This is a genomic window from Dietzia kunjamensis (assembly GCF_045689975.1).
Lineage (GTDB): Bacteria > Actinomycetota > Actinomycetes > Mycobacteriales > Mycobacteriaceae > Dietzia > Dietzia kunjamensis.
The window spans coordinates 725,001-736,913 of record NZ_CP143297.1; the positions used below are offsets into that span (position 1 = coordinate 725,001).

Annotated in this window: 7 protein-coding genes and 2 rRNA genes (1 of these 9 cut by a window edge); 6 read left to right on the forward strand and 3 right to left on the reverse strand. The window is 67.7% G+C overall.

The window, feature by feature from the left end:
- Together VZF99_RS03415 and rrf are read left to right on the forward strand one after the other, a co-directional pair.
- A 23S ribosomal RNA gene (locus tag VZF99_RS03415) occupies window positions 1-1,709 on the forward strand (it extends 1,388 nt beyond the left edge of the window).
- Window positions 1,710-1,800: 91 nt separating this feature from the next.
- A 5S ribosomal RNA gene (rrf, locus tag VZF99_RS03420) occupies window positions 1,801-1,917 on the forward strand.
- A 131-nt stretch (window positions 1,918-2,048) separates the two neighbouring features.
- Here the strand turns inward: rrf and malQ are convergent.
- Entirely contained in the window at window positions 2,049-4,199 is a 2,151-nt protein-coding gene (malQ, locus tag VZF99_RS03425) for a 4-alpha-glucanotransferase (RefSeq protein WP_407335710.1), read from the reverse strand.
- A gap of 137 nt (window positions 4,200-4,336) precedes the next feature.
- Between malQ and VZF99_RS03430 the strand changes: the two genes are divergently transcribed.
- The 3 genes from VZF99_RS03430 (at window position 4,337) to VZF99_RS03440 (ending at window position 8,412) form a co-directional block, all read left to right on the forward strand.
- Window positions 4,337-5,548 (forward strand): acetyl-CoA C-acetyltransferase, encoded by a 1,212-nt coding sequence (locus VZF99_RS03430; protein WP_069389045.1) that lies wholly within the window; start codon window positions 4,337-4,339, stop codon window positions 5,546-5,548.
- Between the two features lie 49 nt (window positions 5,549-5,597).
- Entirely contained in the window at window positions 5,598-7,775 is a 2,178-nt protein-coding gene (locus VZF99_RS03435; RefSeq protein ID WP_407336070.1) for a 3-hydroxyacyl-CoA dehydrogenase NAD-binding domain-containing protein, read from the forward strand.
- 235 nt (window positions 7,776-8,010) lie between these two features.
- The gene (locus tag VZF99_RS03440) at window positions 8,011-8,412 is read left to right on the forward strand and encodes a MaoC/PaaZ C-terminal domain-containing protein (protein ID WP_407335711.1); all 402 of its coding nucleotides are present in this window, start codon (window positions 8,011-8,013) and stop codon (window positions 8,410-8,412) included.
- Window positions 8,413-8,462: 50 nt separating this feature from the next.
- Here the strand turns inward: VZF99_RS03440 and VZF99_RS03445 are convergent, their stop codons facing one another.
- Entirely contained in the window at window positions 8,463-9,614 is a 1,152-nt protein-coding gene (locus tag VZF99_RS03445) for an aminotransferase class I/II-fold pyridoxal phosphate-dependent enzyme (RefSeq protein ID WP_317471227.1), read from the reverse strand.
- A 43-nt stretch (window positions 9,615-9,657) separates the two neighbouring features.
- Window positions 9,658-10,269, reverse strand: coding sequence for a hypothetical protein (locus VZF99_RS03450; protein ID WP_154830375.1), 612 nt, complete (start codon window positions 10,267-10,269; stop codon window positions 9,658-9,660).
- Between the two features lie 166 nt (window positions 10,270-10,435).
- Here VZF99_RS03450 and VZF99_RS03455 point away from each other — a divergent pair, with 166 nt between their 5' ends.
- Window positions 10,436-11,872, forward strand: coding sequence for a nitrate/nitrite transporter (locus VZF99_RS03455; RefSeq protein WP_317471230.1), 1,437 nt, complete (start codon window positions 10,436-10,438; stop codon window positions 11,870-11,872).
- The last annotated feature ends 41 nt before the right edge of the window (window positions 11,873-11,913 follow it).

Consider the following 11,913-nt stretch of genomic DNA (forward strand, 5'->3'; position numbering starts at 1 on the left):
CTCGTCCGCCGAATGATCAAGGGTTCCTGGGTCAAGCTAATCTGCCCAGGGTGAGTCGGGACCTAAGGCGAGGCCGACAGGCGTAGTCGATGGACAACGGGTTGATATTCCCGTACCCGTGTATGCGCGCCCATGGTGAATCAGTGATACTAACCGCCCTGAACGTCCTAGAGCATCCTTCGGGATGACGTGGACCGGATGCGCGGGACCTGAACTGGTAGTAGCCAAGCGATGGGGTGACGCAGGAAGGTAGCTGGGCCAGTCAGTGGTTGTACTGGTGTAAGAGTGTAGGCCGTGACATAGGCAAATCCGTGTCACATCAAGGCTGAGACTTGATGCATACCCGTTGTGGGGAATTCAGTGATCCTATGCTGCCGAGAAAAGCCTCTAGTGAGTTCATACACGGCCCGTACCCCAAACCGACACAGGTGATCAGGTAGAGAATACCAAGGCGATCGAGAGAACTGTGGTTAAGGAACTCGGCAAAATGCCCCCGTAACTTCGGGAGAAGGGGGACCACGCCCGGTGACGATCCTTGCGATCTGAGCTGGGGGTGGTCGCAGAGACCAGAGAGAAGCGACTGTTTACTAAAAACACAGGTCCGTGCGAAGACGTAAGTCGATGTATACGGACTGACGCCTGCCCGGTGCTGGAAGGTTAAGAGGACCGGTTAGCCGCAAGGCGAAGCTGAGAATTTAAGCCCCAGTAAACGGCGGTGGTAACTATAACCATCCTAAGGTAGCGAAATTCCTTGTCGGGTAAGTTCCGACCTGCACGAATGGCGTAACGACTTCTCTGCTGTCTCGACCACAGACTCGGCGAAATTGCACTACGAGTAAAGATGCTCGTTACGCGCGGCAGGACGAAAAGACCCCGGGACCTTTACTATAGCTTGGTATTGGCGTTCGATTCGGTTTGTGTAGGATAGGTGGGAGACTGTGAAGCATGCACGCCAGTGTGTGTGGAGTCGTTGTTGAAATACCACTCTGATCGTATTGGACGTCTAACCTCGGCCCATGATCTGGGTTAGGGACAGTGCCTGGTGGGTAGTTTAACTGGGGCGGTTGCCTCCTAAAGAGTAACGGAGGCGCCCAAAGGTTCCCTCAGCCTGGATGGCAATCAGGTGTTGAGTGCAAGTGCACAAGGGAGCTTGACTGTGAGACTGACACGTCGAGCAGGGACGAAAGTCGGGACTAGTGATCCGGCACCGGCAAGTGGAAGCGGTGTCGCTCAACGGATAAAAGGTACCCCGGGGATAACAGGCTGATCTTCCCCAAGAGTCCATATCGACGGGATGGTTTGGCACCTCGATGTCGGCTCGTCGCATCCTGGGGCTGGAGTAGGTCCCAAGGGTTGGGCTGTTCGCCCATTAAAGCGGCACGCGAGCTGGGTTTAGAACGTCGTGAGACAGTTCGGTCTCTATCCGCCGCGCGCGTAAGAAACTTGAGGAAGGCTGTCCCTAGTACGAGAGGACCGGGACGGACGAACCTCTGGTGTGCCAGTTGTTCCACCAGGAGCATCGCTGGTTAGCTACGTTCGGAAGGGATAACCGCTGAAAGCATCTAAGCGGGAAGCCTGTTCCAAGATGAGGTTTCTCACCACCTTCGCGTGGTTAAGGCCCCCCACAGACCATGGGGTTGATAGGCCGGAACTGGAAGCGCAGCAATGCGTGCAGGTGACCGGTACTAATCGGCCGAGGGCTTACACACAAACAGCCCCTAAAGAATCGCAACGCGTCCACTGTGCAGTATCTGAAACAACACACCCACGCAAAAACACGTGGGCCTTGTTTCACAGAGTTACGGCGGCCATAGCGGCAGGGAAACGCCCGGTCCCATTCCGAACCCGGAAGCTAAGCCTGCCAGCGCCGATGGTACTGCACTCGTGAGGGTGTGGGAGAGTAGGTCACCGCCGAACACAACTTCACACGAGAGCCCCGAATCACCCTCACCGGTGACTCGGGGCTCTCGTCATTTCACCCACACCAGGCCGGCCCACACCAGGCCGGCCCGCACCAGGCCGACCCGGCCATCAGGCCGACCCGGCCATCAGGCCAGCCGACCGCCGGCGGCACCCATCACCCGACGCGCCAACGCCGAACCCCGCAACTGCTCCACACCCACGACCTCACCACCGGGACCCGACAACGGCACCCGCCAATTCGGATACTCATCCGACGTCCCCGGAACATTCACCGCACGGCGATCACCCACGAGATCCGCCACCGACACGGCGAACAACAGCGACGGCGACTCGGCCACGAATCGATGCAGTGCCACGACTAGATCCTCGGGGGAGTCCCCGTCGAGCAGGCCACGCTCCCGCACGACAGCAGTGAAGTCCGCGATCTCGGCCTCGGCACCACGACGTTCCTCGGCGCTGTCGCCCGTCAACTGTCCCAACTCCTCGCGGATATCCACATGGACGAGGTCGGCGTAGCCGGCGGTCGGCGGGAGATCATGGGTCGTCACCGACGCCATACACAGCCGTCGATAGTCCTCAGGCGGGATCGGGGCGTCCTCGTCCTGCTCGAACCACATCACGGACGTGCCCAGGATCCCGAGCTCGGACAGCGTCTCGCGGACCCCCGGAGCCACCGTTCCCAGGTCCTCGCCCACCACGACCGCGCCGGCCCGTGACGCCTCGAGTGCGAGAACTCCGAGCATCGCCTCGTGGTCATAGTGGACATATGTGCCCTCGGTCGGAGCCGCGCCCCGGGGAATCCACCACAGCCGGAACAGGCCGAGGATGTGATCGATCCGGACGCCGCCTGAATCCCGCAATGCCGCGCGGACGATGTCGCGGAAGGGACGGTAGCCCTCCTCGGCGAGGGCGTCCGGACGGAGCGGCGGCTGCGACCAGTCCTGACCGCGTTGGTTATAGGCGTCCGGGGGAGCACCCACCGAGACCCCACGGGCCAGTGAATGGTGGAGCGACCACGCATCGGCGCCCGTGGGATGGACCCCCACCGCCAGATCGTGCAGGACCCCGAGACGCATCCCCGCGGCAAGGGCCTCGCGCTGGGCGTGCGCCCGCTGCTCCGCGACCAACCACTGCAACCACAGGTGGAAACGGATCTCTTCCGGATTCTCGTCGGCGTAACCCGCGACGGCCTCCGAGCCCGGATCCCGGAGTTCCTCCGGCCAGGTGGACCAGTCGGGGCCGTGGTCACCGGCCAGCGCGGACCACGTGGCGAAGCCCAGAATCCCGGGATGCTCATCGACGAACCGGTCGAACGAGTCGGCCCGGGCGCGGGCCAGCGGGACCATGAACAGGATCCGCAACGCCTCGAGCTTCGCGGTCCACGAACTGTCGCGATCGATCGTGTCCACAGTGTTGGTCGCAGCCGCGGTGCGGGCCAGGTCATCCACGCGACGGCGGTCGGCGGCTGACAGGGCGGAGTACTCCGGCACGAGCTCGGGGCGCAGGTACAGGGGGGAGGCGAACCGGCGGGTCGTCGGGAGATAGGGCGACGGACCGACCGGCACGAACGGCTCACCCGCATGCATGGGGTTGACCAGGACGAAGTCCGCGCCGAAGTCGCGGCTCGCCCACTCGGCGAGGTCCCCGAGGTCGGCCAGATCGCCGACGCCCCAGGACTGTTCCGACCGGACCTGATAGATCTGTGCCGCCAACCCGACTGCACGGTGCTCCTCGAGTCCGGCGGGCACGGGGATTGCGCGGGGATGGACCAGCAGGGTGCACTCACTGGAGTGGCGGGTGCCGTCCGGGGCTCGGACCACTGCGGTGACGCGATGCCATCCGACGGGCAGATCATCGGGGACCGCCAGAGTGACCCGCTCCATCGCCACCCCGTCGACATCCCGGGCGATCCGGGGTTCGTCAAGGGGGAGCAACGTCGACGGCACGTCGGCGTCCTCGAGAAGGACCTCGACATTCACGATCGCGCCGCGCGGGACGTGGACCGGGCACCCGATGGCGGTGCCCTCACGCGCCACCAGCGTCGGTGGCAGCACACCTCGCCAGGGGCGCAGACGAACAGCACCGAGTGCCTCACGTTCGGAGACGCCGCCCTCGTCGTCGTCGCCGACCTCGACGCCCATCGCGGCGAGCACCGCGCGCAGGGTCGAGGCCGGGACCTCGCGACGGACGCCGTCGGCGTCCTCGTAACTCGATGCGACGCCGCAGACGTCGGCGAGCTCGGCCAGGGCAGGGGATACGGCGTGGTTCTCGGTCACGGGACCCACTGTGCCACCGGAGCGAGCCCGGTGAGTCTCGTGCAGAAACGGACCGCAGTCCGAACCGTCCGGTGGGCACAACGTAGTGTGAAGCGGAACACGTATCAGCTCGCCCAGAGAAAGGCCGTGGACCACCCATGACCGAGGCATTCATCTACGACGCCATCCGGACTCCGCGAGGCAAGGGCAAGCCTGGCGGCGCTCTGCACGGGGTCAAGCCGATCGACCTGGTCGTCGGCCTCATCGAGGAGATGCGGCGGCGCTTCCCCGATCTCGACGAGAACCGGATCTCCGACATCATCTACGGGATCGTCACCCCGACGGGGGATCAGGGCATGGACCTGCCGCGGATCGCCGCGCTGGCCGCCAAGATGCCCGACACCGTCGCGGGTGTGCAGATCAACCGTTTCTGTGCCTCCGGTCTGACCACGATCAACATGGCAGCGCAGAAGATCCGCTCCGGGTGGGACGAGGTCGTCCTCGCCGGTGGTGTCGAGTCGATGTCCCGGGCGCCGATGGGCTCCGACGGCGGCGCCTGGGCTCTGGACCCGGCCACCAACTACGACACCTACTTCTCCCCGCAGGGGATCGGCGCCGACCTCATCGCCACCCTCGAGGGGTTCACCCGCGAGGACGTGGACCGCTACGCCGAGCGCTCGCAGCGCCTGGCCGCCCGCGCATGGGAAGAGGGGCGCTTCGCCAAGTCCGTCGTGCCCGTCAAGGACATCAACGGCGTCACCATCCTCGACCATGATGAGCACATGCGCCCGGGCACCACCGTCGACGCCCTGGCCAAGCTCAAGCCGTCCTTCGCCATGGTCGGCGACATGGGCGGATTCGACGCGGTGGCGCTGCAGAAGTACCACTGGGTCGAGGAGATCAACCACGTCCACCACGGTGGCAACTCGTCCGGCATCGTCGACGGCGCCGCACTCGTGGTCGTCGGATCGGAGAAGGCCGGGCAGGAGATGGGCATGACCCCGCGCGCCCGCGTCGTCGCCGCGGCCACCTCCGGTGCCGACACCACCATCATGCTGACCGGGCCCACCCCGGCGGCCAAGAAGGCGCTCGCCACCGCCGGCCTGACCCCCGACGACATCGACCTGTGGGAGCTCAACGAGGCCTTCGCCTCCGTCGTGCTGCGCTTCCAGAAGGACATGAACATCCCCGACGAGAAGCTCAACGTCAACGGCGGCGCCATCGCCATGGGGCACCCCCTCGGCGCGACCGGCGCGATGATCACCGGCACGGTGCTCGACGAGCTCGAGCGCACCGGCGGCAAGCGCGCCCTCATCACCCTCTGCGTGGGTGGCGGCATGGGCGTGGCCACCATCATCGAACGCGTCTGACCCGCACCGACACCACAGGCATAGGAGTAGAAAACCAGTGAGCGAAAACATGTTCCGGTGGGAGCAGGACGGCGACGGCATCGTCACCCTCACCATGGACGACCCCGACCACGGCGCCAACACGATGAACGCCCGGTTCATCGACGACTTCTCCGCCACCGTCGACCGCATTGAGGCCGAGAAGGAGTCCATCAAGGGCGTCGTGCTGACGTCCGCCAAGAAGAGCTTCTTCGGCGGCGGCGACCTCAAGTCCATGATCAAGGCCGGTCCCGACCAGGCCGACGAGCTCTTCGAGCGGTCCATGAGCATCAAGGGCCGCATGCGCGCTCTTGAAACCTGCGGCGTTCCGGTCGTGGCCGCCCTCAACGGCGCGGCCCTGGGCGGTGGCCTCGAGCTCGCGCTCGCCTGTCACCACCGCGTCATGGCCGACGCCCGCGGCGCCAAGGTCGGCCTGCCCGAGGTCACCCTCGGGCTGCTGCCGGGCGGCGGCGGCATCGTCCGCACCGTCCGCATGTTCGGCCTCGCGCAGGCCGTGCCCAACATTCTCATGTCCGGCCGGTCCTTCGCCCCGGACAAGGCTCTCAAGGCCGGCCTGGTCGACGAGGTCGTCGAGCCCGAGAAGCTCCTCGACGCAGCCAAGGCCTGGATCAAGACCGACCCCGAGGCGAGCCAGCCGTGGGACCGCAAGGGCTGGACCCTGCCCGGCGGCACCATCAGTGACCCGGCGCTGGCCGGCGTCCTGCCGTCGTTCCCGGCGAACATGCGCAAGCAGACCAAGGGCGCACCCTCCCCGGCACCGCGCGCCATCATGGCCGCCGCCGTAGAGGGCTCGCAGGTCGACTTCGCCACCGCCGAGAAGATCGAAGCACGCTACTTCGTGTCCCTCGTCACCGGCCCCATCGCGAAGAACATGATCCAGGCGTTCTTCTTCGACATGCAGCACTGCTCCTCGGGCGGGGCCCGGCCCAAGGCCGCCGACGGCTCGGAGATCCCGCGCACCCAGTTCACGAAGGTCGGTGTCCTCGGCGCCGGCATGATGGGCGCCGGCATCGCGTACGTGTGCGCGAAGGCCGGCATCGAGGTCGTGCTCAAGGACGTCGAGCAGGCCTCCGCCGACAAGGGCAAGGCGTACTCGGAGAGCATCGAGGCCAAGGCCCTCGAGCGCGGTCGCACCACGCAGGAGAAGTCCGACGCCCTGCTCGCCCGCATCACCCCCACGACAGACCCGCAGGCCCTGGCGGGGTGCGACCTCGTGATCGAGGCCGTCTTCGAGTCGCCCGAGCTGAAGAAGAAGGTGTTTCAGGAGATCGAGGACATCGTCGCCCCCGACGCGCTGCTCGGCTCCAACACCTCGACCCTGCCGATCACCGATCTCGCCACGGGCGTCAAGCGGCCCGAGGACTTCATCGGCCTGCACTTCTTCTCGCCCGTCGACAAGATGCAGCTGGTCGAGATCATCAAGGGGGACAAGACCACCCCGGAGACGCTGGCCAAGGCGATCGATCTCACGCTGGCCATCCGCAAGATTCCGATCGTGGTCAACGACTCGCGTGGCTTCTACACCTCACGGGTCATCGGCACGTTCGTCAACGAGGCGATCGGGATGCTGGCCGAGGGCATCGAGCCCGCCACCATCGAGCAGGCCGGCCGCATCGCCGGCTACCCGGCGGCCCCGCTGCAGCTGTCCGACGAGCTGAATCTCAACCTCATGGTCAAGATCCGGCAGGCGACCCGCGACGCCGAAGAGGCCGCTGGTGTGGAGTTCGTCCCCGACGCCGTCGACCAGGTGATCCTCAAGATGGTCGAGGAGATCAAGCGCTCCGGTCGCGCCGCTGGCGCCGGGTTCTACGACTACGCCGACGGCAAGCGCGCCGGACTGTGGTCGGGCCTGCGCGAGGCGTTCAGCACCTCCCCGGACAACGCACCCCCGCTGCAGGATCTCGTCGATCGCATGATCTTCGCCGAGGTCCTCGAGACGCAGAAGTGCGTCGACGAGGGCGTGATCGTCGACGACGCGGACGCCAACATCGGCTCCATCATCGGCATCGGGTTCCCGGCGTGGACCGGCGGCACCCGCCAGTACGCGAAGAACTACTCCGAGCCGGGGGCCAAGGTCGCCACCGGGTACAAGGGCTTCGTCGCCCGCGCCGAGGAGCTGGCCGCTAAGTACGGCGAGCGCTTCGCGCCCACCGAGTCGCTGAAGAAGCTGGCAGCCGAGCAGGGCTGACCTCCTCCCACACGGCCCGTACGGCGGTCGTCCCGGGGATACCGGGGCGGCCGCCGTACGAGCATCCCGGCGCGTGCGAACGCCTCTCGGTGTCACGGAACGTGTGCACCACCTCGCGCGGGAGGGCGTTCGGGGCCGTTGTCCCCATGGCCGATTCGCAGAAAGGGAACGCGAGATGTCTGGGCTTATCGCAGCCGACGATCTGCATAGCGGATATCTGATCCGACTCGGGGAGATGACCCTCTCGGAGGACGAGATCGTCGACTTCGCGTCCGCGTGGGATCCCCAGTGGTTCCACACCGATCCGGCGGCGGCGGCGACCGGGCACCACGGAGGCGTGATCGCCAGCGGTATCCACACCCTGGCGGTCCTCCAGAAACTCAGCGTGGAGGCGTTCTACTCACGGGCGGCCGTGATCGCCGGGCGCGGATTCGACCGCCTGCGCTTCACCGCACCGGTGCGTCCGGGCGACACGCTGAGGGGCTCGGTCACCGTGACCGAGGTGAGCCTCGACGAGACGAGGGGCCGCGTGGGGATGGACATCGAGATGCACGATCAGGACGCACGGACCGTCCTCACCGCCACGATGACGGTGTTCCTGTGGCGCCGCGGCCACGGTGGCGCCGCCGGCGGGTGACGGCGGGGCCGGACCCGAACCCGATCTGCGCGAGCGCGTGGAATCCGGCGTCAGCCGCGCTCTGCGGCGACCCGGCCCATCCGCACGAACGCCTCGGTGAGCAGCTCGGCGGAGCAGGCGAAGTTCACCCGGGCGAAGCCCTCGCCCTCCGTGCCGAACGCCGGCCCGGGGCTGAGCGCCACCCGCCCCTCGTCGAGGAACGCCGCGGCCGGGTCGTCGCCCAGGCCCGGGTAGCCGCGCAGGTCGATCCATGCCACGAACCCGGCGTCGGGCCGACGCCACCGCGCGCGGGGAAGGTGCTCGGCCAGCAGCCGCCCCATCAGATCGAGGTTCGACGCGAGCGCGGAACGCAGCTCATCGAGCCAGTCCAGGGACCCGGTCAACGCGGCCTCCGCGGCCAACGCCCCGAAGTGCCCCACGGCGCCCGACAGCGCCGAGCGCCGGACGTGGAACCGCTCCGGGTTGCCGTTGATCACGAACGCGCACTTGAGTCCGGCGAGGTTGAACGCCTTGGACGCCGACGAGATGGCCAGCCCCACCTCGCGCGCGGTGTCGGAGGCGGCCAGGAACGAGGTGAACTCGACTTCCGGCATGGCCAGGGGCGCCCAGATCTCGTCGGAGACCACCACGGCGTCGTGCCGCGCGGCCAGGTCGGCGAGCTCGGCCAACTCTGCCTGGCCGTGAAGAACGCCCGTGGGGTTGTGCGGGTGACTGAGCAGCACGGCCCGGGCCCCGTCGGCTAACGCCTGCTCGATGCCCGCCAGGTCCAGTCGCGGGTCCTCGCCGTCGTGGTCGACCAGGGGCACCGCGACCGGCGTCATCCCCACGCGCCGGATCCACGGTCCGAACGGCATGTACACCGGCGGCGTGTACACCACGCCGCTCCCGGCCGGGATGGTCCGGGCGAGGGTCTCCCGCACGCCCACGCCGACGTCGTTGACCGGCACCACCGCGTCCTCCGGCACGTCGTACCCGAAGCGCGAGTAGTACCGCGCGCACACACCGGCGAGTCGCTCGATCTCGGCGAAGTAGCCGGTGTCGCCGTCCGCCACCGCGGCGGCGAGGCGCTCCCGGATCGCCGGGGCGAGCAGGACGTCGGTCTCGGCCACGAACAGCGGCAGGACGTCCTCGGGGTAGGCCACCCACTTCTGGCTCCGCCGTCTACGCAGCTCGGACTCGGGGACATCCAGGGGGAACGGCACGGCGGTGGATCCTTTCGCAGCGGGTTCGACCGTCCCAGGTTACTCAGCTGCCGGGCACGAACCCCGGGTGCACCCACACGTCGAAGTCCCGGGAGTCGGCGCCGAACGGGGAGAGCGGCATCAGCGAGACCCACGTGGTGGTAGTCGAGCCGGGGACGGTGCCGGCGGGGATTCCGATACCGCCCGACGTGGTGGGCCATTCCCGCTCGTAGGCCAGGTCGTAGGCGCCCCGGACGCTCCCGTCGGCCGCGGACCCCGTCGATCCGGTGATCACGTCCGAGAGCACCGTGATGCGGTGGAGCCGGTGCGGCGTCCCCGAGGGGTCACGTTGCCAACAGTCCGATCCCTGGGACACGTAGTTCGAGCACCAGATCTCCGTGTCCGTGCCGAACGGGGAGAGCACGCGCATGGGTGCTCCGTTCGGGGCCCAGAACTGCGGATCCGACGGCGCGACGGCGTAGGGCCAGTACGAGAGCTCGGCCCATCCGAACGGGCCGTCGGTGGCGGGTGGGAACGGGCGGTCGGCGGGCCAGGCGGGATCGTCGAGTGACTGGGCGAGGGCGGCGGGCGCGGTCGCGAGGGGGCCGAGCAGCGGCGTGGCCAGGAGGACCGCGGCGAGAGCGACGCGGCGGAGTTGTGTGACGGTGCGTGACATGGACCCAGTCGACCACGCGAGCGGCACCCTCACAGGCCGAACCGCCAGACGTGAGTACACCGTGACGGGACCGTCACGACGGGTAGCGCAGGGGAAACAGCGGATTCCTACGGTGGCGTGGCACAGGGCGCCGGCGGGGCGCCCGCTACCGGGGAGAGGTGAAGCGATGACGCGCTCGCACGTGATCGAGGACTGGGATCCGGAGGACACGGCCCAGTGGGAGTCCGGAGGCCGGCGCACCGCGATGCGCAATCTGTACTGGTCGGTGTTCGCCGAGCACGTGGGGTTCTCGGTGTGGACCCTGTTCGCCGTGATGGTGCTGTTCATGCCTGCGGACGTCTACGGCCTGGACGCGCCGGACAAGTTCCTCGTCTCCGCGGTGGTGACCCTCACCGGCGCGTTCCTGCGCATCCCCTACACGCTGGCCACCGCGACCTTCGGTGGCCGCAACTGGACGATGTTCTCCGCGTTCGTGCTGCTCATCCCGGCGGGGGCGATGCTGTGGATCATGGCCAATCCCGGGCAGCCGCTGTGGCTGTACCTGGTGGTGGGCGCCCTCGCGGGCCTGGGCGGCGCCAACTTCGCCTCGTCCATGACCAACATCAACGCCTTCTTCCCGCAGCGCATGAAGGGCTGGGCGCTGGGCCTCAACGCGGGCGGCGGCAACCTGGGTGTGGCGACCATCCAGGTGGTGGGGCTCGTGGTGATCGCCGCGGCCGGAAACCGCTCGCCGCACTGGGTGATCGCGGTGTACCTGGTCCTGCTGGTGGTCGCGGGGATCGGCGCGGCATGCAAGATGGACAACCTCGAACACCACACCGTGGACGTCGCGAGCATGCGCGACGTGGCAGGCGACCGCGACGGCTGGGTGCTGTCCCTGCTCTACATCGGTACCTTCGGCTCGTTCATCGGGTTCAGCTTCGCCTTCGGGCAGATGCTCACCATGACCTTCACCGGTAACGGGCAGTCCCCGGCCGACGCCGCTCTCCACGCCGCGCAGATCACGTTCCTCGGCCCGCTGCTGGGCTCGTTGACCCGCATGCTGGGCGGCCGCCTGTCCGACCGCTTCGGCGGTGCCCGGGTCACCCTGGTGACCTTCCTCGGCATGGCCGCGACGACGGTGGCGCTGATCGTCACCTCGAGCATGCAGGCGGCCGACGGCGGCCGACTGTCGGGCGGCGCGCTGGTGTTGTTCTTCGCGGCGTTCCTCACCCTGTTCGCGCTCACCGGGATGGGCAACGCCTCGGTCTACAAGATGATCCCCACCGTCTACGAGGCCCGTAGCCGCGGTCTGGACCTGCCGGATGCCGCCCGGGCGGCGTGGTCGCGAGCGCATTCGGGCGCCCTCATCGGGGTCGCCGGCGCGGTCGGCGCGTTCGGCGGGTTCCTCATCAACATGACCCTGCGCAGCTCCTACCAGTCGTCGGGGTCCGCGACCTGGGCGTTCGTGGCGTTCACGGTCTTCTACGTGGTGGCGGCGCTCGTCACGCGGGCGGTGTACCTCCGGCGTCCGACCGCCGCGCCGACGGGGGCCGGGGCCGCGGCATCCCGCACCGCGTCGGAACAGGGCCGGGCCGCACGTCCGGTGCCGGCCGCGCGCTGACGGGAAAGGGACGAGGGGACGACGACGACGAGGAGAGCACC

What these genes read in the sequence shown, in the direction of transcription:
- VZF99_RS03430 (WP_069389045.1), top strand. Translation starts at nt 4,337, where the DNA reads ATGACCGAGGCATTCATCTACGACGCCATCCGGACTCCGCGAGGCAAG.
- VZF99_RS03435 (WP_407336070.1), top strand. Translation starts at nt 5,598, where the DNA reads ATGTTCCGGTGGGAGCAGGACGGCGACGGCATCGTCACCCTCACCATG.
- VZF99_RS03440 (WP_407335711.1), top strand. Translation starts at nt 8,011, where the DNA reads ATGACCCTCTCGGAGGACGAGATCGTCGACTTCGCGTCCGCGTGGGAT.
- VZF99_RS03450 (WP_154830375.1), bottom strand. Translation starts at nt 10,269, where the DNA reads ATGTCACGCACCGTCACACAACTCCGCCGCGTCGCTCTCGCCGCGGTC.
- VZF99_RS03455 (WP_317471230.1), top strand. Translation starts at nt 10,436, where the DNA reads ATGACGCGCTCGCACGTGATCGAGGACTGGGATCCGGAGGACACGGCC.